The following is a 21,906-nucleotide window of genomic DNA, read 5'->3' on the forward strand; positions in this document are numbered from 1 at the left end:
CGTCACGGCAGATTTAGCGGGCGGCTCTAGACGGGATGGTGAGCGAATAGCAAGAGCTAGAGATGGTGCGCGTGCTGGTGCTGGGGGTGGGGGCGGCGCTGGTGCGGGGGCTGGGGCTGGGGCGGGGGGTGGGGCTGGTGCCGGGGCTGGTGCTGGTGCTGGTGCTGGTGCCGGGGCTGGTGCCGGTGCCGGGGCTGGTGCCGGGGCTGGTGCTGGTGCTGGTGCTGGTGCTGGGGCTGGTGCTGGTGCTGGTGCTGGTGCTGGTGCTGGTGCTGGTGCTGGTGCTGGTGCTGGTGCTGGGGCTGGTGCTGGGGCTGGTGCTGGGGCTGGTGCCGGGGCTGGTGCCGGGGCTGGGGCTGGTGCTGGTGCCGGTGCTGGTGCTGGTGCCGGGGCTGGTGCTGGGGCTGGTGCTGGGGCTGGTGCCGGTGCTGGTGCTGGTGCCGGGGCTGGTGCTGGGGCTGGTGCTGGGGCTGGTGCCAGTTCTGGTGCTGGTGCTGGGGCTGGTGCTGGGGCTGGTGCTGGGGCTGGTGCTGGGGCTGGTGCTGGGGCTGGGGCTGGGGCTGGGGCTGGGGCTGGGGCTGGTGCTGGGGCTGGTGCTGGTGCTGGTGCTGGTGCTGGCTGTATGGAGTTTTGTATTTCTCTCTGAACTTGTCCGCCTTCTATCGGAGGTACAGATTGTAGAGGATTTTCAACTGTAGCTGGATTGGGAGCGGATGGCTCTGGATTGGGATTAAAAGAGGGAGGTTCAGATCCGGCACCCGGAGGCATTTGGACAAAGACCGGATTTTCGATTGCGCCCTCGCTGGGGATGGGAGTCTGTGTCCTTACAGCGTTAGTGGTTTCAGCTTGAACTGCTGCGAGCGCTGGATCGGGATTTGTCTTCGTCCCTGACTCGGTCAGGTTTAGTCCCTTCACCAGATCGCTCGTTTCGTAAAAAGTCCTCAGATCGAACTCATATACGCGCTCAATTCTATCTTTAACAATTACTGCTAACTGTCCAGCTTGTAGCCCCTGGCGTTGGGAAGCATTCTGGTTAGATACTTCAATATTGCTATTGGTTAATGCTCCTACCAGCGTGGTTTGAGTTTCGGGTATGTAGCGCACGAATAAAGCCGAACCCCGAATCCCAGCCGCTGCGTTGGGCGTCCGCACCCGCGTTGAGCCGCGTCCAGGTGGAATTAGTAGCAGAACGGTGCCATTATTCAGTCGAAAGTTGCGCGTGTTCGGTACGAACTGAAATACTGCCTGTTCGCCGACCCGGGCTAAAGAGCCGTCGTTGAAGCGCAATTCAGCTAGGGATGCTCTCCCCGTTGCCACAGCATCTTCAGGGGCGAGCGGCTCCGATAAGCGCGCGGGACGCCCCTGTTGATTTTTCGGGATGATCCGAACAATGTTGCGTAATTGCTGAATAATAGCCCTAGTTAGAGGCGTTTGACCGTTAGCCTCTTTCGGGAGAGGCAGGGTCATAGCGCCCCACAACATCAGGGTAAAGAGTATGACTAACTTGCGAGTCATCACTTTAAATGCAAGCTAGCACTTGTGCTACTACTCTTCCAAGATAGCCTTTGTTTTGCCATATTGACACTGGGTATTTCCCCGATATTCGTAAAAATACGTTAATTTTGCGGGTGAAGCTGCAACGGTTACAGTAAAAACCCCTGGTTTACCGTTGAAAATTCACAAATTTTTAAGCAAGCGAGCCTGGATGCGGGTACGGCAATCAACAGCAGTGTCGATGACGTGGTATATTGCAGAATTTGGGGGTAATCCGGACTAGAGACAGGCGCTATGTACTTATCCCCTCAAAAAGCTGCCCAGAAATACGACATCCATCCAAAAACCCTCTCTTGGTTAGCCAACGCAGGCATAATTGAGGCGATACGGATGCCTAACTCCAAACACCGGAGATATAGCGCCGCCAGCATCGAGAAATATTGGGGTCGGGCAAAAGAAAGAGTCACCAAAAACGCGCAGGTCAGCCTCTGACTTCAGGCATGGGGAGGAGGTGCTAGGTCGATTTTAACTTACTCGCCGTAAGTCCCCCACTGAATTTGGTACCCCAAATCAGTGGTGGGATATAAGGCGGGCGGCGACGATTGCATCTTTGAGGAAATCTTTCCATAGAAAAGACAGGGAAAAGATGCATGAGGAGTCGCCAAAATATTTCCGGTTAGTTTTATCGCTAAGTGTATATCGTGGTAGAATAGAGAAACCAAGGAGGTGATATTGAGTGCTACATAAAGCCGTGCAAGTCCGCTTATACCCAACAACTGAACAGCAAACACTATTAGCTCAAGCATTTGGGTGTTCACGCTGGTGGTGGAATTATGCTTTGAATAAGTCGATTGAAACTTATAAAGAGACAGGTAAAGGGCTTGGACGTTCAGCACTAAATGCACTTTTACCAGCCCTCAAAAAAGCCGAAGATACTTGCTGGTTGGCTGAGTGCTATAGCCAGGTTTTACAGGCTACGACACTCAATCTGACTACGGCGTATAAGAACTTTTTTGATGGTAGAGCAAGATTTCCTCGGGTCAAGTCTAAGCATGGTAAGCAGTCAATTCAATATCCTCAAAACGTACTGATTGTGGATGGTAATGTCAAGCTTCCGGGCAATATCGGAGTAGTCAAAGCCAAAATACATAGACCGATTGAAGGGAAAATCAAGACTGTTACCGTCAGCCAAACTCCATCAGGGAAGTATTTGGCGTCTATCCTGACTGAAATAGAAAATGATAGCCCGTATACCGCAGAAGGTAAGATTTATGGCGTTGATTTAGGGGTGAAACATTTTGCTGTTGTTACTGACGGCGAGAAAGTTTCTAAATATGACAACCCAAAACATCTTGCCAAACAAGAAAAAAACCAGAAACGGAAGCAGAAAAAATTAGCACGCCAACAAAAAGGAAGTAATTCTCAAAATAAATATCGTAAAGTTGTTGCCAAAGTATACGAACGGGTGAGCAACTCAAGGCAAGATTTTTTACATAAACTTAGTTACAAGTTGGTCAGCTAAGCCCGAGCTGTCATAGTAGAGAATCTTCATGTCAAGGGCATGGTGAGTAATCACAACTTGGCGAAAGCAATATCTGATTGTGGATGGGGAATGTTTACCAACTTCTTAGCCTACAAGCTAGAGCGCAAGGGTGGGAAGTTGGTTGAAATTGATAGATGGTTCCCCAGCTCAAAACTCTGCTCGAATTGTTTCTATCAGATGGGTGAGATGCCGTTGGATGTGAGGGAGTGGACTTGTCCTCACTGTGGTACTTATCATGACAGAGATGGAAATGCAGCAATAAATATTAGAGCAGAGGGTATCAGAATGCTTTTGGCGGAAGGTTCAGCCGTCTCTGCTGTAGGAGGGGAGGTAAGACCAAAGATGGGGCGAAAGTCTCATCTTTGGCACTCGCCTATGAGTACAGAAGCCCACACTGTACCGTCAGGTCAGTGTGGGTAGTTCACTCCCAGTCAATATAACCACCATATATTAGGGGGACAAGTTCCGTCAGGTGCGACCTGAAAAGGTCATCTGTTCCGTGGGGCCTACTCCACTAACTCAGATCTTGCACCATTCTCAACCTGCCTGGAAACCCTTGTTTCTTGATGAAAAATCTAGGCTTTCAAGTTTAGCTATTTGCCAGAAACTAAGGTGTTAGCCCTGGTGCAAGATCTGAGCTAAGGGATTCACAGCTCTTACCCTCATGTAAAAGACTCATCTGAGTTTGGTCACGACCTAGTAGGTAACGAAACGGTCGGAATGCAGACCACAAAAGTAGCCGCAGCTGGCAGCCTCAGCTGGTTAGGAGCAAGAGGGAATCTTCTCAGGGTGAACTAACATAAACTATCGATAAACAGCGACACACTTGGAATGACCAAATAAGGCTGACAGGCATAAGTGGGGAGTTTTGATGGTAAGAAGTCATCAAAACCTGTGAATAAACAAACCCACCGCTGAAGAGATAGCACCCAACAGAAGATAGAAACAACAGATGTATCAAAAGGATAAACCCTACAGGGTCTAGGAAAGGTCGATACTCCTAGTAAGTCTAAGGAAACAAAGACACAACTCCCTGGAGGGTAGAGGATGGATGAAAAAGCGAATGCTGATTTGTAATGAATCAGATAGGGGTGCAAAATTTGCCCCTGATATCATGTTTGGTCGATTCCCCATAATTAGGAGTAGGGAACATTATTAACGTTATCTGTTTGTCCGAGATATCTATGATGTTCCCTACGCAACGACGCGGTGAGGTTTTTTTATTATGGGCAATTCAACGGACATGATATGACCGAAAGGAAAGCCGACTTCATCTGGGTCTGACACGAAAAGATGAAATGAATCAGAAATCTAATCCAATGACAAGTTAACTCCAGCCATGTCAATGACAGTAAACGGACAAAGGAAACAACTAGAAGACTCGAGTCAAATAAATTGGCTACAAACAAAGAAGGTTGTTATAAATCTACCTCATAGAATCTTTCGTGCCAAGCAAATTGGGAACTTTCGCCTGCTACGAAACTTGCCAAAGTTAATGCTCACAAGCTCCGCAAACTTACTGCTAGCAGTACGACAAATCACTCAAACCAATCAAGGAAAAAAGACAGCGGGGATAGACAATGAGGTGAGCAACACCCCAGCCCAAAGAGTGAAATTTGTTCAGAATTGCCATGGAACAAAACCCAGTCCTACAAGGCGGGTAATGATTCCCAAACCAAATGGCAAAAAGCGTCCTCTTGGTATCCCAACCATTAGAGATAGAGTCATGCAGGCGGTAGTAAAGAACGCACTATAACCGGAATGTTCAGCCGTGTTTGAAAGCAATTCCTATGGCTTGGGACCCGGCAGAAGTTGTCAGGATGCCATAGAACAATCTTGGATTAAGATTAAACAAAGGGCATGACACTTGGGTTCTGGAAGCTGATATCAAAGGCTTCTTTGACAACATTGCCCATGAATCCATCCTCAACAGTATTAGTAATTTCCCGCAAAGGGAACTAATAAAAGGATGGTTAAAAGCACAGATTCATATTCCAAGGGGAATTCAACCCAACAGAACAAGGCACACCACAGGGATCTGTGATTTCTCCCCGACTAGCTAACATAGGACTGCATCGATTAGAAACATTCATAAAATCCACCAATCCTCAACTTGGCGTGGTGAGATATGCTGATGATTTTCTAGTCACAGCTAAAGAAAAAGGAAGTCTTGAAAAAGCACAAATCCAGATGCAGCAATGGATGAAAGAAAGGGGCTTATAACTCAGTTATGCTCAGACGGTAATCACGTCAATGGAAGAAGGTTTTGACTTTCTCGGTTTTAACCTAAGACATTATGGCGGCAAACTACTGACCAAACCATCCAAAAAGAAAGTGTTAGCTTTCTGTAAACGGATAGTCAAGGAAATCAAAGGTCTAAAACGAAAAGAACAAGAGGCGGTCATCAGAAAACTCAATTTAATTCTCAGGGGTTTTGCTAATTACTACAAAAGTGGAGTTAGCAAAAAAACCTTCAGGTAGCTCTCACACAGAGTATGGCAATACCTCTGGAAATAGGGTAGGCGTAGACAACCCAATAAAAGCAAAAAGTGGTTCAAAGAACGTTACTTCCACACCATTAAATAGCAAAGGGCTAAGTAGAAACCAAATAATCAATCTACTCCCACAACTCAAAAAAGAATATGAGTGGTTGAAAGAACCAGCTTCTCAGGTTTTACAGCAAGCCGCCTTGGACTTATAAGCTTGCTTTCTTGAACTTTTTTGAGAAATGATGCGGGTGTCTAATCGGGAGATTAGACAAATCGTTGTAGCTTACCCTGACCGACTGGTTCGATTTGGGTTTGACTTTGTGAAATGGTTTTGCGCCCTATTCGAATGTCAGATTGTGGTGCTGAATAACCCACAACTTTCGGCTGCCTGAGAGGCGAGAGTTTATGAGTATTATGCACTGTTTCAGCGCCAAGCTGTACTTTTTGCGAAAATCCGCAAAAAAATGCCTGAAGAACTGCAAGAAGAATAGCATTAATGATGTATATTAGAAAGATGCCTATATTTCAGACAAATGGCGCTCAACCGGAAAAAGGGCTTCTGGCTCGTATCTAAAACTCAAAAGTGTTCGGTGGAAACTAGAAAGCCTCAATCCCACGTCGCGACGAAGGAGTTATTTAATCAGGTTATGGTGATAAGTTGAGTAAAGTTTGACAATACTGCTGGGGATACCGCTCACAGATGGGATCCGTAAACAGGAAAGTCTGATTTACTCCGATTTTTTGCGTCACTAGGCCACCAAATGCTGATTCGCAACCAACTGGGTAGAAAACGTCAACGACTACGTTGGATACATCTCGCTGGCTGGATAGTGTTGGCTTCCAGTGGAGAAGCTTTGTTTTTTAGTCGATGGAGTGCTGCAGCTGCTAGTTGGGAAAAGGATACCGAATTGCTGGCAGCTTCAGACAAAACGCCAGATCAAACGGTAATTTCCTCTGGGGTTCGTTTATCTGGGTCAGCGATCGCCTCGCTAGCTGCTAGCTTGGGGAATGCACAAAAGAAAACCCCACCGCTAGATCAAGCGCAAGCAAGCGATACAAATCCTTTGAACGGTGTCTTGTCAGATGCCGAACTCAATCCTAACGCGCTCACCGCTCAATCTATTACCCAGCAACAACCAACCCCTTTACAAAATCCTCAGGAAAGTGTCTTGGAGGGTTTTCCCCATAGAGGAGCCGCAGATTTGCTGCTCGACACAGGGGAGAATAGAGAACGGGAGGATAGCGATAAGTTGCAAAGCAACACCCTGGGCGAACGCGCCCCACAAGCACAGCAACTAGAAGCTGAGTCCCAACCTAAACAGGCAGAAGATGAGTCGGATACGCAACAGACAAATGGCGATCCGGATCTGGGAATTTTGCGCCTGCGACAACAAGAATTACCCCCACCCGTAACGCCACCCAAACCAGCGCCACCTGCACCACAACGTCAAAGCACTCCAATATTGCACCTGCTGCCTCGGATCAGCTATTTCCAAACAAGCAATGTATTTTCCAGCGTCGATCCGGTGGGTGATGGTCTGATTTATCCCAGTTTGATGCTTTGGGCGGTGCCGCAACTCGGAAGGAATACTTTTTTAACCCCTTCCATTGAAGGCAGCTTGATTCGTTACATTAAAGAACCGAAGTATAATTACAATTTGCTGAGATTTAGAACGGGTATCAGCCAACGCCTCAGCCCTCGGATGTTCGGTGAAATTGGTTGGACTAATCAAGGGTTTTATCGAGCAGAGGTTGGCGATCGCTTTTTGAACGAGCATATAGCTTACCTGTCCCTGTCGCGACAAGACCAGTTGACGCGACGGCTAAGGCTGAATTCCTACTACGATTTTCGCGTCAGTTTTGCCAATCCGGATAGCCGCAGTCGGATTATCAACTCTTTGTACCTATCTTTGAACTATTCTTTCCAAACCAACCTGCAAGTTGCTATGGACTACCAGTTTGAGCGATCCGACTTTACCGTGAGCGATCGCTATGACCAGTATCATCGCATTATGGGTCGCTTAACTTACGGCGTCTTGCGGGATAGTCAGATTAGCGTCTCAGGTGGGGTGACTGTAGGCGGTTCTTCCGAACCGTTCATTGATTTTGATAGTTTGTTCTTCAGCGTTACTTACAGTGTGGATTTTCCGATTTATTAATTAATTGCAGATTTAAAATTGCAGATTTCAGATTTAAAACAAAAATTCTGCTTTCAGAGCAAATCCGGTTGCATCGGAATGATCGGCCTTTCTTGCCAATCGCTAATTGCTAATTGCTAATTGCTAATTTTCCCTACAGGTCGTAATTCCGATGCAACGGTCAACGATATCAATCTGAAATCTGCAATCTAAAATCTACAATTGGTAAGAACACCAATCGCTCCAACTCCCTGCATAAAGTTTGCCGGTGTGAATTCCAGCGATTTCTAATGACAATAAATTGACGCAAGCTGTTACACCAGAACCGCAATAAACCATTATTTCTTTGGCATCTTTTAAGCTTTCCCAGCGTTGTTGTTGTTCAGGGAGGGAGCGCAGGCGTGCTTGAGAGTCGGTAACATCTTTCCAAGGATAGTTGACGGCAGAAGGAATGTGTCCGGCAATCGGGTCGATGGGTTCTCGTTCGCCGCGATAGCGTTCTGGTTCGCGCGAGTCAACTAAAATTACCTGTGGTAGGTCTTTTCTGGCTTTTACGGCGTCGATGTCTACTAGGAGGTTTGATCGCAAGTTTGGTACAAATATCCCTGGTTGTAGCGGCGTAGGCACGGCATCTGTGACGGGATATCCCGCTGCTTGCCATCCGGCAAAACCACCATCGAGCAAGGCAACTTTATCGTGTCCCATATAGCGTAGCAACCACCACAAACGCGCGGCAAAGGCAAAGCGAGAATCATCGTAGGCGACTACTAAAGTTTCCTGGGAATTAACGCCAATAGAGGCTAATTTTTCCGCTAATTCAGTTATGTTGGGTAAAGGATGGCGTCCGCCGTGACGCCCAACTGGACTGGAAAGATCCCGATTGAGGTGAAGATAATAAGCGCTAGGAATGTGACTTTGGAGATATTGCGTTTGTCCCAGTTCCGGATCTTCCAGGGAAAAGCGACAATCTACAACAACTACTTGCGGAGCGTCGAGGTGTTGGGAAAGCCATTGGGGGGAAATGACAAAAGTGGTTTCAGACATTGGTTTTTCCTGACTAAAATATATCTTTGATGTAATTATCTACTCCTTGAGTGCCGCTACCGTACTTTTTAATAAATTCATTTGTTATCCGGTCACAGCAAGCATCAATCTCTTCGGATATAGAGTGCTGATGTAATACTTTTGCCGCTGAAGTCCGTAGGATTTCTAACAATAGGGAACTGTAATCGGGATCGTCACTGACAAAATCCCAGAGTTCCCGCCCTATCAAAGTCCTGATTTCCCAATCGGGTAACAGTTGTTTCAGCAGTCCAATTGTTACAGTACAGTTCTTTTTCCATAGGTAATGCCAAGATAAGCTTTGTCTCCCTCATCAATTTTTTCCTGTATTTTCTTAGCCCAATAGACTATCTGATCTTTATCCATGCTATTTGGGCCACTTTTGACCTGAATCCACGAACGCTCACCACTAAGATTAGTCTTCATTAAATCCCATCCGGAATTTTTAGGAGCATTTTCGACAGTTTCTGAACTAGCGAGGAGGATATTTTGAATAAAAAAGCCCATTGACGTGACGATCGATCTTGTGGTTGCCATATAAACGTTGAGGCGAACAACTTTTTCTGGAGTTTCCAGGTTAAGGGATCTAATTAAAAATGGGTTGGGATTAAGATTTTCCAGAGACAGGATAGTGAGCATAGCTAATTGCCTTTTCGTGAAATCTCGACTGATACTAGCTAAGAAATTCTCAGATACTGTCAGTTGTGTCGATAGATTCCCTGATGATACAAAAGATAGGATACGCTTAATTTCATCATCGGTTAGTTTGAGCAGTTTTTTCCCAGATATACTCTTAATGTTGCTGATATCTGACTCTGTTACATTGATAAATTCCTCTATATCTGAAAAGTGAGAAGCTCTCATAACGAGCTTTACTTGCAGTTAGACCGATTTCGTTTCGTAGGACAAAGGCCAACATTTCATGAAGTTTATCATCTGACACGCTGTAGTCTCCTCATCTGGTTATTACGTAAAAAGAGGGAGTTGGTAAAACTGGACTCGTCCCTGAACATTTTCTCCCTTAAGCCGCTTGTGTAGGTATTCACCAATTGCTTTTGCTAGAAGTACTGGAACTGCATTGCCAATCTGCCGATATTTAGACGCAGTTGAACCATAAAATATGCAATCGTCTGGAAAAGTCTGAATCCTGGCAGACTCTCTCACACTCAGGGGACGCAATTCTTCTGGGTGGCACATATCTGTAGCCTTCTGATGCGGACTTGTTGTGACGGTAGGCGAGGGCTTATCCCAAGACAAACGCCGATAGAAACCAACTTTACCACCGCCAGATTTGTATGCACCTCCCATCGCTTCCTTTTTTAATTCATCAGGCAAATATCTCCAGTTTTGTCCGGCTTTCAAAAGGCGCAGGTATTTAATGCGACTTTCTGAGTAAGGAATGTATTCGGGTTGAGTATCAACTAACTCCTCAAGCGCATCTTTGAGCGTGAGCCACTTTGGTAGCCCACGGATGCCTTTTTCACTATAAATAGGTAAAGGAAGAGTAACCGATTGACCATCTCTGGATCCGATAAATATGACTCTTTCCCTAACTTGAGGAACACCGTAGTCAGCTGCATTTAAAAGACCATAGTTAACTTCATAACCAATCCGTTTCATCTCTGCTAATACTACTTGAAGGGCGCTTCCTGGCATTTCATCCGGTTCTAGAGGTGGAAAACCTAGTCCTCTTTGATGGTGGGGGCGGTGACGAATGGGTGCAGAAAGTAGCCCTCTGACATTTTCCATGACAAAAAAGCGGGGCTGGACTTCTTCAACAATGGGAATAAAATCCATAAACAAGCTACCGCGAGGATCGCCTATAGAACCCCGTTTTCCTGCCGTGCTGTAAGGTTGGCAGGGTGGCCCACCAGTGACAATATCTACCTCACCAGCACGCAAAGATCTGCCAATTCCTAATACGCGCCCTGCTTGTTCCAAGAGAGTTTGGCTGCTGACTTGTTGAATGTCTCTTGGTACGGCACACTCAAACAGGTGTGGGCGGTTAAGGACTATAGTCTTGACCGCGTCAGGGTCTATTTCCACCACATTGACTGTATGAAAGCCTGCCTGTTCCATTCCCAGGTCTAGGCCAAAAGCTCCTGCAAACAAGCTGATGGATATCAGTTTATCGTTGAACACAGCGTAAGCTCTCTTTTGACGCGCGCGACTTCTGATCTAAAGATACCCGCGTTGTTGCCAGGGCTGCTTGTTTTAACTAGAGTAGGCGATCGCACTTTATACACAAATTCCTAAACTAGAGTCATGGAAAACACAGAGACTTTCACCCCCCAACTCACAGAGGATGGTTCGTTTACCTTCTTTTCAGAGAAGTTTGGCGAAATGTTTCACAGTCGCTATGGTGCGAAACAGGAAGCTGTATTTAAATTTGTCGAACCAACCGAACTCAGGCATAAGGCTGTAAAACCGAGTTTGAAATTGCTGGATGTTTGTTACGGTTTGGGATATAATACCGCAGCGGCTTTAGAAACGATTTGGCAAGTTAATCCCGATTGCTGTGTGGAGTGGATCGGATTGGAATTAGATCCCAGCGTGCCTAATAGCGCGATCGCTCACCGCCTCCTCGATGCCTGGAATCCATCGATTAGGGAAATTCTCACCAATTTGGCGACTGCTTACCAAGTTAAAACGAACAGACTTGAAGCTAGATTGCTGATCGGCGACGCTAGGATAACCATCGGGCAAGTTTATCAGTCGGGATTTCAAGCGGATGGGATTTTTCTCGATCCGTTTTCACCTCCTACTTGTCCCCAATTATGGACGGTGGAATTTTTGGGATTGGTCGCCAAATGCCTCAAGCAGGATGGTAAGCTAGCTACTTATTCCTGTTCCGCAGCGGTACGGACGGCATTGATGGCAAGCGGGTTGCAAATTGGCGCAACGCCACCAGTGGGGAGGCGAAGTCCGGGTACAGTCGCCAGCTACACTAACGATTTACCGCCACTTTCACTCCAAGAGCAAGAGCATTTGCACACCAAAGCCGCTATTCCCTATCGCGATCCGAGTTTGTGCGACCCATCAGAGGTGATTGTGCAACGGCGTCAAATCGAGCAAAAAACTTGCTCTCTGGAGCCTACTTCCCGTTGGAAACAGCGGTGGTCAATGGCTCAAAGTTAGAATCAGAGCGGACGCGACAAGTAAAAAATGTTGCTAAAGTAATAGCAGATTTCAAGAAATTGTCAAAAAGTATATGGAAAATCTTGCGGTGTGCAGTCATTTTCTAGTAAAAACAAAGTAGATCTACTTGGTTTTTCGATTCGCGGATTTGAGATGAGAGGGAGTACTATGACGATTTGGGTGAACGAACAGATCGATCCGATGGGTCTTGTTTACTCTTGCATCGCCTCCTGCAACGAGAACCAGGCGAAAGATTGCCACGAGTCTTTCAAGCAAAATTTGACTGAAGGACAAAAAGCAGCGGGTTGGGTGGCGCGCTTGCGGACGGTTAATTGTTGGGATGAAGTTCCGGTGAATGCTTTAAAACTAGATTAATTTATGGTTATGGCCAATCCACAACCTGTAAGTGTCCGGCATGGACTTCCGATCCATTTAGTTGCCGACAATGGACAAGAAGTTCAAATTTCGGTTAATAGACCTAGTTTATTTATGGTTCAAAACTTAGAGCGGGTGATCCCAGATTGGAACTTGCCGGTTTTGTGGGTGGCGATTGTCTTGCAGCAAGCAAGATACCAATTGGCGGAAAGTACACCCCATGTGGAACGGGAAAAAGAGCGCTTGCGGGAAAAATTTATGCGATTTGGGTTTGATGTGGCGTTTAATCTGCGCGATCGCGGTTTTTTAAGCGACTTGATCGATCCTCGCACGGGATATCCCCTGCTTTCCCGTCCAGGAGAAATTCGCCACGACGATACGGCGGTAGTCAAAGCGCTGCTGGGATTTCCGGTAACGACGAATCAATGTTCGGTTTTAACCCATCCCAGTTGGGGTACTGCGGTTTACCCCAGCACGCTATTTGCTTCAGCTTCGCCCAGAATTATGAAGTCTGTGTTAAAAAATGTTGCGGTTCTGCATGGTTGGAAGCTTGCCAAACCCGCCGTGGAACTATCTATTGCGGCGCCGGGGAATCGCTGAGGAAGATTTCAGATTTAAGATTTCAGATTGCAGATTTAACTAACGGGGAGTTTGACTTGCTTAGGACTGACGCAGGACGATCCTATCACCAAAGTTTCTACGTAGATCTCTTTTCAGAGAAACCCGGATGGGTGCGCGTAAGTCCCGTTGCGGTAAAATCTGAAATCTGCAATCTACAATCTGCAATAATTTAGGTGTGTTTGGGGCGACGCAGGGTTTTAGAATTGATGGGGCACAGAAGTTTGTTGATTTCGCGCAGTTGTTCGGCGGTTCCCATACACATGAGCAAATCTCTAGCCATAATAATAGTTTCGCCGGTAGGGCCGCCAATTAGACTGCCGTCGGCGCGGCGAATGGCTAAAACTAAGGCACCAGATTGCGATCGCAACTTCGCCTCGCGCAATGTTTGACCGACATACGGACAAGTTTCTGGATCGATTAAAAATTCTTCCATGTAAAAAGCGCGATCCGCACCTGTAAGAATTCCATCGACAAAGTCCATTACCTGGGGTCTGAGGGCGGCTGCTGCCATGCGCTTTCCCCCTGTAATATAAGGAGAAACTACCGCATCGGCACCGCCGCGCTGTAATTTTTGGATTGCTTCTTCGCTATTGGCGCGCGCGATCGCTCTAATATTAGGATTCAGTGTTTTTGCGGAAAGCACGATGTAAAGATTTTCTGCATCCCTGGGAAGCGCCGCGACTAAACAAATTGCTCGTTCAACTCCCACCGCCAGCAACACTTCATCTAAAGTGGCGTCGCCTTGAACGGCAACATAACCGTGTGCTTGCGCTTCCTGTACTTGTTCTAACCCAGAGTCTATCGTCACAAATGGGATGCCTTCGGCGTCAAATTCCAAGGCGATTTGACGACCAGTGCGCCCAAATCCGCAAATAATATAGTGTTGGTTGAGAGATTCGATCAAGCGTTTTAATTGCCTCAGTCGTCTTCCTTCTTGAAAGTAACCTTGAATCAGGGCTTCTGTAAATCGGTTGACGATGTAACCGATGACGATAACGCCCATTAAAATTAAGACTATGGTAAAGATGCGTCCGCGATGACCGAGGGGTTGGGTTTCTCCGTATCCCACGGTAGCGAGGGTAATCACCGTCATGTAAATCGCGTCAGACCACCCCCAGCCTTCTACAAGCTTGTACCACAGCGTGCCTGTGAGGAAGACGCCAAACAGCGCGATCGCACCCCCAACTAGCTCTTGTTGGAGGCGAAGATATTTTTGTTCTAGTGTAGAATACACGAATATTGCTTGCCCATCTAAACAATCTACCAATAGGTAGAATAGCGGCTGGTAATGGCTAATTGCTAATTGCTAATTGCTAATTGCTGATTGGGAGCGGAGCGTAATATGGCATTTTTCCTGATTGAGCCATTAGCCATTAGCCATTAGCCAATTTTTTATAGCTAGTTGAATCGGAAAGCTGATTTTCACATTGCATGAGATAGATTGGGCTGACGCGAGCGCGCGGATTTTCTTGCCAACATTTCTCAAACAGTTGTTTCCCTTCGTTCAACAAACCTGAATCATACAAAAATAACGCTTTTTAAAACACAATTTTAGTGGCTAATTTCCCATGTTTAATTTAGATTGGAGCGGCATCGAATACTTCAAATACGGCAACTTTTTGGGATTTTCCCTTCACTTGGACGCGCTCGATCAAGCGCCGGACAAAATTCATTTGTTCTTGCAGTTGTGAGAAGGTGTAGTGAGAAATTAGCAAAGGAACGCTATAAACTTTTGTCAATTGCTCAAGACGCGAGGCAAGATTTACAGCATCGCTAATCACGGTGCTGTCCATAAGGATCTTCTAGAGCTTACGACAGTTCTCTTTTTAAACTATCGAGAACCGTAATCTCGTCATCAACGAAGATAATGACGGTTTTTTTCATAATTTTTCCAACCCGGTTATAATTGCTGCAATTAAGTCTTTTTTCTCCCAAGGTTTAGCAATATAACGATGGAGATCGGCGTGCTTATTGGCTCTTTCAATCGCGGCTTCATCGGCTTGACCAGTTAGTAAAATTTTGACAACTTTCGGAAACCTTTTATGAACTTCGACTAAAAATTCATCGCCCTTCATTCCTGGCATGAGCCAATCCGATACAATGACAATTGTCTGAATTTCTTCTTCTTCAAGTTCTGCCAAAACTTCTAGCGCTTCCTCAGCACTTTCAGCCGCTTCATAGGTGTACTTTTCCTCGAATTCGTCTTGGAGTTGTCGGATAACGCTGTTTAAAATTATGGCTTCGTCGTCAACGCACAAAATAGCAAATTTACTCATAGTTTTGTCTCAATTTTGAATTGGTGAATTGTGTATTTGTGGGGTAGGCATCTTGCCTGCTCCAAATATTTTTAACAGGTTTATTGATTTTCCTCATTCTTTTCTGTATCGATAACTACCCCTTCATAAATATCGCTCATTGACATTTGCACTCCCACCGAAGCCAAGGAAATTGTAGCAGATTCTCCCTCATATTCCTGAAATAACCATTGTCCTGATTCATTTTTCAGGTACTGCTCAACTAAAAACTCATATTGGTCAACTAAAATATACTCGCGAAACTCAGGAATCGAGCGATAGAAGCGAAACTTATTTGTTCGATCAAAATCTTCTGTAGAGTTAGAAAGCACTTCTACAATCAGGATGGGATTGAGTACCTCATCGTTGCGTCCTTCTGTGAAAACAGGTGGTCCAGAAATTACCATGACATCAGGATAAGTTCCGCGCCGATATCGGGGAATCCACAACCGCAAGTCGCTCATAAATGGTTCGGCATTTTTTCCTCTTAAAGCATATTTCAAGAAGGCATAGATATTGCCTGTTATCCGGTTATGATTAATCGTGCCACCTGTCATAAGTACAATTTCTCCATCGCGATATTCACTTCTAAATTCAGCAGTTTCTTCTAACTTTCGGTACTCATCTGGAGTGTAGGTGCGTTGCGGCGTTTGAGTTAACATTTCTATCTCCTAGTTAATTTATTTATAGTAACGCTCCTCTAAAAGCGAGGCAGATCCTCGCTTGATCTCGTTCCCAGGCTGAGCCTGGGAACGAGTTAGGGAGGCTCCGCCTCCAGTCCTATAACACAGGTAGAGAAACGGTAAAAGTCGTTTGACCGGGGACTGATTCAAAAGTAATGTTTCCCTGATGTTTTTCGACAATTTTCCGCACGATATCGAGTCCCAAACCGCTGCCTTCGCCTGGGGGTTTAGTGGTAAAGAAGGGTTGAAAGATTTTATCTTTAATCTCATCAGGGATGCCTTTACCGCTGTCGGTAATGCTGATTTTAATGTAACCTTCTTGTTGAATGGCTGCGATGGTGAGGGTTCCTTTATTATCCATCGCTTGCAGGGCGTTGTGGATTAAATTTGTCCACACTTGGTTGAGTTCATCGAAGTAACAATCAATGGGTGGGAGTTCTTGGTAGTGGCGGATTAATTCGACCCCATGTTTGATTTGATTGTGATAGAGGGTTAAAACCGCTTCCAAACCATCGAGAATATTGGCTTGGACGGTTTCGCCAGTTTGGTCGTAACGGGCGTAGGTTTTGAGGGCAAACACGACTTTGGCAGCGCGATCGCTTGCCGTAGTAATATCTCTAGTACTATCTTGCAAGCGAGCAAAGGAACGCACAATTTTGAGGAAACTATCGCTGTCAGGTTGTTGCAAGAGAGGGATGAGGGGTTCGAGGTTGTGGCAAATTCCCAAATCGAGGAGGAGGTTAGCCAAGGTGTCAGCATTGTTAATATTTTGTGCTTCTAATTCTCCCGTGAGGGCTTTTCTCAATTGTCGTCGTTCGCGCCCGGATATGGTGGTAGTGTTGGAGAGCGATCGCGCTAACAATGCCAAAAATTGCTCTTCTCGTTCTGGGGTAAGTTCGCGGAATAAAGAAGGAAGCTTGCTCAGGTTTTCTTGCAGGAATTCGCTAATATAACCCACGGAAGAACGAATCGCACCCAAAGGCGTGTTAATTTCATGAGCAACTCCAGCCACCAGTTGACCTAATGCTGCCATTTTTTCTGATTGAATCAGTTCGTCTTGGGTAGCTTTTAAATCGCTTAAGGCTTGGGATAATTCTTGGGTACGTTCCTCTACTTTCGTTTCCAAAGTAGCGTATAGTTGGGCATTTTCAATCGAGATGGCTGCTTGTGAAGCTAACACTTTTAACACTTCTAATCTGGCTGGTGTAAATGCACCGACGGTCAGATTATTTTCCAAATAAAGGAGAGCGATCGCAACTCCCTGTTTTTGGATCGGCATACACAAAACCGACTTTGGTTGATGCCCAATAATGTAAGAGTCAGCAGCAAAGGTATTCTCAGCCGTCGCATCATTAATTACCAAAGTTTCTTGGGTACGCCAGACATAGTTGATTAAGGTGATGGGAATTTCCTCAGAGTCAACAACAGGAGTAGAATGCAAGTTGCACGCCCTACCGCTAACGCATTGAGCAGCGACGAAGAATGAATCTCCCTCTAGCAAAATCAGAGAGCCTTTTTCTGCTCCGGCATTCTCAATCGTCACTTGCATTAAAGAGGAGAGCAACCCCTCGAGTTGAATTTCTCCTGACAGCGATTGAGATGCTTTAATTACCGTCGCCAAATCCAGAATTTCTGAAACACCTGAACTGCTGGATGTTATAGTTCCAGTCACCATTTGGGCAATTGTCTCGCCTGTCTTTAAGCCTGTTTTCTGGTTTAAAATCGGGGCGAGTAATTGGGGATAGCGCTTTTCTAAATCTTCAACTTTGGCTTTAGCACCCCAGCGTGCATAGGCGTAGTAGGCATCAATTAAATACACTTGGGCAATTTTCTCTTTTCCCCAGGTTAGATAGAATTTGGCTGCCAGCTCATTGCTCAGTGCTTCGTCTTGGATGTATTCATTTTCTTTGGCTCCCTTGATGGCGCGATCGTACATTTCTATCGCTTCTACTTTTTCCCCTAAAACTCGATGCCGTTCTGCCTCTACTAAATAGAATTTATGTAAATAATTCATCGGGGCATGATTCCCCCAGTTTTGCATTTTTTGCTGATTTTCAGTTATAGTTTTGAGAATTTGTTGTTGTTCGGAAATATCTACATCAGCATACACCGCCAACTTAGACAGAGAATCATATGTATAGAAAACTGGCACTAATATCGAAGCTACTCCTGCATCTAAATACTGTTCTGCTCCAACCGAATGCTCAACCGCTTGTTTGTATTCGCCAAAAAGATAGCAAAGAATTAACTTATTTAAATAAAAATAGTAACAGGCTATTCTGTAATTATTGGCGATGTGAAGGGGTAACATTTTAGCTTCATCACAAGCTGTACCGATTAAACAGCAAGGATTCTCTGTCATTCCCAGCAAGTTTAATACAAGTTGATGGTAAATTTGATGCAATTGAAGAATGCTATCCTGATTTATATTGTTGATAGCGTCCCTGTAGGTTTGCATCTCTAGTTCAACCCTTGATAGCTCGGTCGCTCCGCTAAAGTATAAATGGTAGCAATACCTCTGGGCAGAATAGCCAGCATGTTCTAAATCTCCTGTTTCTAAACCGCTAGAGTAAGAATCTAGAAAGGGTTTTAATGTTTCTTTGATATGCCTTTTCCAATGTTTTATAAAGCAGGATTTTACAAACAGCGTCATAGCCTTGAAAGGCTTAGCATCTAGCTTTTCCAGCAGATTTAATGCCAGTTCTCCAAATTCGTATCCCGATTCTAACTCTCCCATGACTCCGCATAGAATCAGTCCATAATTTGCATAAGCATGAGTATGAGTTGGTGCATTACCATATTCAAGCGCTAACTGAATCTGTTTAAAAGTAATCAGAGGCAACAGAACTGGAGTCACCATGTAGGCAGCAGGACAGAGTTTTAACAGTATTTGAGTGGCTGCCAGTTTTTGCGGGTCAATCATATCAGGCAAGTCAATTAAATCCTGAATGCGTTTCCCTTGTAAAGCCAATTGCGTCTGTTCAAAAGCCAGGGGAATTTCTGTCGGTTCTGGCTCTTTAGGTAAATCTATACCTAAGAGTGCGAGAATGTCTAAACCAAGATTTAAAGATTGTTTGAGGTGGTTCTGCGCTTTTAAAGCTTGAATTTTAACTTGATAAACTTTGATTTGATCTAAAAGCGTATTTGCATTTTGAAGAACAGTTTCTGCCAATTGCTCCATTTGCTCAAACTCACCGTTGAGATACATTGCCTCTGTGGCTTCTTCATAGAGTCCCAAAGTTAGGTGGTAATGGTTATGCCAGCAATCAATATTTAGGAGTTCTAAACCTACAGTTAAATACTTTTTAGCAGCTCCGTAAGCCGTTGAATATTTAGCTTTACGTCCAGCAATTAAGTTCAATTCAGCGAGTTCGTCCCGTTCTATTTGAGCGGTAATTAACTCTACCCCCATATTCAGTTGGTTGACAATATCAAAAATTTTATCTTCTCTTTCTTCTGCCGTAGGCGCGGCACCTCCGTGTCCGCATTTCCTCAATAAAAGTCGCCCAATTTCGAGATGAGTTGATTGTTTCTTGTCTTCGGGAATCAGAAAATATGCCGCTTGCTGTACTCGGTCATGTAAAAATCTGTAAACTGGTAATTGGGCTGACTCTTCATCATTCGTAATATGCGACAGTTCGCGATCGTCTGACTGAAAAAATTTGTAAATTTCAGTAGTGGGAATAATTAATCCTTCTTGCAATGCTTTCCACAGGTCAGCCGCTGTTTCACTCTGAGATTTTTTATGGACAATTGCCAGGGTTGCTAAGTCAAATTGGTTGCCGATACAGGCTGCTAGTTTCAAAACTTCCTGAGTATTTACCGGCAATTTTTGCAACTGAATCGCCATAAACTCGACGACGTCATCGGTCAATGCCAGCGCCTTCACTTGGGCAATGTCACATTGCCAATAGCTGCGATTAAAATTAAACTTAATTAACTCATCTTCATAGAGAGATTTGAGGAATTGAGTCGCAAAGAAAGGATTGCCTTTGGTTTTAGCGAACACCAGTTCTGTCAAAGGAATTGCCCTTGCTGTTGGACAAATCAGCGGATCGGCAATCAGTTGATTTAAGGAAGGTTGGTCTAGGGGTGCTAAAGTAATTTGATTTAATGTCGTTGAGTCTTTGCGAATCTCATCCAAGGTTAGCATCAGCGGATGGGCGGGAAAAACTTCGTTGTCTCGATAAGCTCCCATTAATAACAGATAGCCGGTATTCGTTTCGCTCATCAACAATTGCATTAGCTTCAATGAAGCCGAGTCTGCCCACTGTAAATCGTCCAAGAAGATGACTAAAGGATGCTCTTTGGTCGATAAAACTCGGATGAAGTTTTGAAATAAAAGATTGAAGCGATTTTGAGCGGCAATTCCTTCTAGTTGTGGCACTTTTGGCTGCTTGCCAATCAGGTGTTCTAATTCTGGGATGACATCGATAATCACCTGACCGCTGTCACCTAAAGCTTCCAGTATTTTGGCTTTCCATTTCTGCAATTCGGTAGAATTTTCGGTGAGTAATTGGTGCATCAAATTCTGGAATGCTTGTACCCACGCAGAAAAGGGAATATCGCGTTTAAATTGATCGAATTTCCCTTTGATGAAGTAACCGCGTTGGCGAACAATGGGTTTGTGAACTTCATTAACTACGGCGGTTTTACCAATGCCGGAAAAGCCAGCAACTAGCATGATTTCTCTATGGCCTTCGCTGATGCGATCAAAGGCATCTAATAAGGTCTTAACTTCGGTTTCTCTGCCGTAAAGTTTTTCGGGGATGACGAAGCGATCGCATACATCCCTCGCCCCCAAACTAAACTGATTAATACTGCCTTTTTCTTGCCATTGCTGCCAACATTTTTCTAAGTCACATCGCAATCCCAATGCACTTTGATAGCGCAGTTCAGCGGTTTTTGCCATCAATTTCATCACAATGTCCGAAACGGCCTGCGGCATCGCTGGTACGAGTTCCATTGGAAGAGTTGGTCTGCGTGCAATGTGGCAGTGAACTAACTCCATTGGGTCGATTGATTGAAATGGTAATTGACCTGTTAATAGTTGGTAAAATGTCACTCCCAACGAGTAAAAATCAGTCCGATAGTCGATGCCGCGATTCATTCTGCCAGTTTGTTCTGGAGAGATATAAGCTAGGCTTCCTTCCAGGACGTTAGGGTTAGCAATCTCCTGATTTTCTCTCGGCAATAAAGAAGCGATGCTAAAGTCAATTAGTTTTATTTCTTTGGTTTTAGGATTAATTATAATATTCTGGGGTTTGATATCTTTGTGAATCACTCGGTTGTAATAAAGTCCTGCTAAAATTTCGGCGATCGCGATCGCATGGGGCAGAAATTCATCGAGACTCATTGCTCTGTTACCCAGGTACTCAGACAGGGAGATTCCCCCCATATCTTCCATGACTAAGGCAAAACTATTGCCGTAGTTTTCCAGCGCAATCGGTTTAACAATTCCCGCCAAGTCAAGATTTTTAGTAATGGTATACTGATTCCGAAACTGCACCAATTCGTTGAAAGTAGGATACTCGCTTTTGAGCAGTTTGATGACAACCGATCTTTGGTCTGACTCCGAAATCCCCCGATACACTAACGTTCTAGAGCCATCGTAGATCTGTTCGGTGATGCGATAGTTAGGAAAGATGGGGAAATTTCTGCTCATGGTTGGACTCGTGTTTGGGAGTGGGGTAAGAACTGGATGCGATACGACTTTAGCCACACTTCGCGCTCGTGCCATTTAAACTTAGTATTGTGGCTGATTTTCGGTCTGCGATCGCTGGCTCAGTTAAACTTAGATCTTGCAAGAGTGCTTCTATCCCGCCGGGGACTAAATTCCCAGGGTAAAAGCTTCTTTAGTCGGATTTATCCGACTTTTGCTATTAGACGGGGAATTTATTCCCCGGCGGGTTGTGACAACTGGTGCAAGATCTGAGTGAAACATAAGCGTACGCAAAGCTTTTGCGTAGCAAGTATCGCGCCTTAGTAAATTCCCTTGACTAGAAGGGTTAGATGCACCCATCGTCTCAGTATACTCAACTACGCATAAACTGAAGACAATAATTCCTA

The 21,906-nt window shown here is 45.2% G+C and carries 20 protein-coding genes and 2 pseudogenes; 11 read left to right on the top strand and 11 right to left on the bottom strand.

Going from position 1 to position 21,906, the window contains the following annotated elements; genetic code table 11:
- The first annotated feature begins 62 nt into the window (after positions 1–62).
- Positions 63–698, top strand: coding sequence for a hypothetical protein (locus tag MiSe_RS15800; RefSeq protein ID WP_226581629.1), 636 nt, complete (start codon positions 63–65; stop codon positions 696–698).
- Between the two features lie 445 nt (positions 699–1,143).
- On the opposite strand, the pseudogene MiSe_RS52690 reads toward MiSe_RS15800, so the two are convergent.
- Positions 1,144–1,515: pseudogene (locus tag MiSe_RS52690) on the bottom strand (FecR family protein); the annotation flags it as partial.
- A gap of 273 nt (positions 1,516–1,788) precedes the next feature.
- Here MiSe_RS52690 and MiSe_RS15810 point away from each other — a divergent pair.
- On the top strand, positions 1,789–1,986 hold the full coding sequence (locus MiSe_RS15810; RefSeq protein WP_226581323.1) for a helix-turn-helix domain-containing protein: 198 nt from the start codon (positions 1,789–1,791) through the stop codon (positions 1,984–1,986).
- 38 nt (positions 1,987–2,024) lie between these two features.
- Here the strand turns inward: MiSe_RS15810 and MiSe_RS15815 are convergent, their stop codons facing one another.
- On the bottom strand, positions 2,025–2,300 hold the full coding sequence (locus MiSe_RS15815; RefSeq protein ID WP_226581640.1) for a hypothetical protein: 276 nt from the start codon (positions 2,298–2,300) through the stop codon (positions 2,025–2,027).
- Between MiSe_RS15815 and MiSe_RS15820 the strand changes: the two are divergent.
- The 6 genes and pseudogenes from MiSe_RS15820 to MiSe_RS15845 all read left to right on the top strand — a co-directional run bounded on the left by MiSe_RS15820 (position 2,231) and on the right by MiSe_RS15845 (position 7,685).
- Positions 2,231–3,457, top strand: a pseudogene (locus tag MiSe_RS15820) (RNA-guided endonuclease InsQ/TnpB family protein). The gene MiSe_RS15815 and the pseudogene MiSe_RS15820 overlap by 70 nt on opposite strands.
- Before the next feature lie 925 nt (positions 3,458–4,382).
- Positions 4,383–4,793, top strand: a complete 411-nt coding sequence (locus MiSe_RS15825) for a reverse transcriptase N-terminal domain-containing protein (protein WP_226581562.1) — start codon at positions 4,383–4,385, stop codon at positions 4,791–4,793.
- Between the two features lie 284 nt (positions 4,794–5,077).
- Positions 5,078–5,260 carry a reverse transcriptase domain-containing protein gene (locus MiSe_RS15830; RefSeq protein ID WP_264196510.1) on the top strand — a complete coding sequence of 61 codons (183 nt, stop codon included), beginning with the start codon at positions 5,078–5,080 and terminating at the stop codon, positions 5,258–5,260.
- A 30-nt stretch (positions 5,261–5,290) separates the two neighbouring features.
- The gene (locus MiSe_RS15835) at positions 5,291–5,518 is read left to right on the top strand and encodes a group II intron maturase-specific domain-containing protein (RefSeq protein WP_226581326.1); all 228 of its coding nucleotides are present in this window, start codon (positions 5,291–5,293) and stop codon (positions 5,516–5,518) included.
- On the top strand, positions 5,472–5,738 hold the full coding sequence (locus tag MiSe_RS15840; RefSeq protein ID WP_226581644.1) for a hypothetical protein: 267 nt from the start codon (positions 5,472–5,474) through the stop codon (positions 5,736–5,738). The genes MiSe_RS15835 and MiSe_RS15840 overlap by 47 nt, the downstream gene beginning before the upstream one ends.
- A gap of 549 nt (positions 5,739–6,287) precedes the next feature.
- Complete coding sequence (locus MiSe_RS15845; RefSeq protein WP_226581328.1) at positions 6,288–7,685, top strand: hypothetical protein; 1,398 nt, start codon at positions 6,288–6,290, stop codon at positions 7,683–7,685.
- Positions 7,686–7,880: 195 nt separating this feature from the next.
- Here MiSe_RS15845 and MiSe_RS15850 read toward each other — a convergent pair whose 3' ends face one another.
- The 4 genes from MiSe_RS15850 to MiSe_RS15865 form a co-directional block, all read right to left on the bottom strand.
- Positions 7,881–8,708, bottom strand: a complete 828-nt coding sequence (locus MiSe_RS15850) for a sulfurtransferase (RefSeq protein WP_226581333.1) — start codon at positions 8,706–8,708, stop codon at positions 7,881–7,883.
- A 13-nt stretch (positions 8,709–8,721) separates the two neighbouring features.
- The gene (locus MiSe_RS15855; RefSeq protein WP_226581337.1) at positions 8,722–8,937 is read right to left on the bottom strand and encodes a PDDEXK family nuclease; all 216 of its coding nucleotides are present in this window, start codon (positions 8,935–8,937) and stop codon (positions 8,722–8,724) included.
- 47 nt (positions 8,938–8,984) lie between these two features.
- Positions 8,985–9,590, bottom strand: a complete 606-nt coding sequence (locus MiSe_RS15860) for a PDDEXK family nuclease (RefSeq protein ID WP_226581339.1) — start codon at positions 9,588–9,590, stop codon at positions 8,985–8,987.
- Between the two features lie 102 nt (positions 9,591–9,692).
- Positions 9,693–10,868: a DNA cytosine methyltransferase gene (locus MiSe_RS15865; RefSeq protein ID WP_226581342.1), complete on the bottom strand. Its 1,176-nt coding sequence runs from the start codon at positions 10,866–10,868 to the stop codon at positions 9,693–9,695.
- Between the two features lie 123 nt (positions 10,869–10,991).
- On the opposite strand from MiSe_RS15865, the gene MiSe_RS15870 reads away from it, so the two are divergent.
- The 3 genes from MiSe_RS15870 (at position 10,992) to MiSe_RS15880 (ending at position 12,839) form a co-directional block, all read left to right on the top strand.
- On the top strand, positions 10,992–11,864 hold the full coding sequence (locus MiSe_RS15870; RefSeq protein ID WP_226581345.1) for a tRNA (5-methylaminomethyl-2-thiouridine)(34)-methyltransferase MnmD: 873 nt from the start codon (positions 10,992–10,994) through the stop codon (positions 11,862–11,864).
- 168 nt (positions 11,865–12,032) lie between these two features.
- Positions 12,033–12,239 carry a glycogen debranching protein gene (locus MiSe_RS15875; RefSeq protein WP_226581348.1) on the top strand — a complete coding sequence of 69 codons (207 nt, stop codon included), beginning with the start codon at positions 12,033–12,035 and terminating at the stop codon, positions 12,237–12,239.
- 9 nt (positions 12,240–12,248) lie between these two features.
- Positions 12,249–12,839, top strand: coding sequence for a methylmalonic aciduria and homocystinuria type D protein (locus MiSe_RS15880; RefSeq protein WP_444980508.1), 591 nt, complete (start codon positions 12,249–12,251; stop codon positions 12,837–12,839).
- Positions 12,840–13,029: 190 nt separating this feature from the next.
- On the opposite strand, the gene MiSe_RS15885 is transcribed toward MiSe_RS15880, so the two are convergent.
- The 5 genes from MiSe_RS15885 to MiSe_RS15905 all read right to left on the bottom strand — a co-directional run bounded on the left by MiSe_RS15885 (position 13,030) and on the right by MiSe_RS15905 (position 21,502).
- On the bottom strand, positions 13,030–14,094 hold the full coding sequence (locus tag MiSe_RS15885; protein ID WP_226581354.1) for a potassium channel family protein: 1,065 nt from the start codon (positions 14,092–14,094) through the stop codon (positions 13,030–13,032).
- A gap of 343 nt (positions 14,095–14,437) precedes the next feature.
- Positions 14,438–14,653: an adenylate/guanylate cyclase domain-containing protein gene (locus MiSe_RS15890; protein ID WP_226581356.1), complete on the bottom strand. Its 216-nt coding sequence runs from the start codon at positions 14,651–14,653 to the stop codon at positions 14,438–14,440.
- Between the two features lie 87 nt (positions 14,654–14,740).
- Positions 14,741–15,136: a response regulator gene (locus tag MiSe_RS15895; protein WP_226581363.1), complete on the bottom strand. Its 396-nt coding sequence runs from the start codon at positions 15,134–15,136 to the stop codon at positions 14,741–14,743.
- An 80-nt stretch (positions 15,137–15,216) separates the two neighbouring features.
- A complete protein-coding gene (locus MiSe_RS15900) occupies positions 15,217–15,816 on the bottom strand; it encodes a Uma2 family endonuclease (RefSeq protein ID WP_226581365.1) in 600 nt (199 codons plus the stop codon).
- 118 nt (positions 15,817–15,934) lie between these two features.
- Positions 15,935–21,502, bottom strand: a complete 5,568-nt coding sequence (locus MiSe_RS15905) for a trifunctional serine/threonine-protein kinase/ATP-binding protein/sensor histidine kinase (protein ID WP_226581367.1) — start codon at positions 21,500–21,502, stop codon at positions 15,935–15,937.
- Positions 21,503–21,906 lie beyond the last annotated feature (404 nt).

Source organism: Microseira wollei NIES-4236 (assembly GCF_020521235.1).
GTDB classification, from domain to species: Bacteria; Cyanobacteriota; Cyanobacteriia; order Cyanobacteriales; family Aerosakkonemataceae; genus Microseira; species Microseira wollei.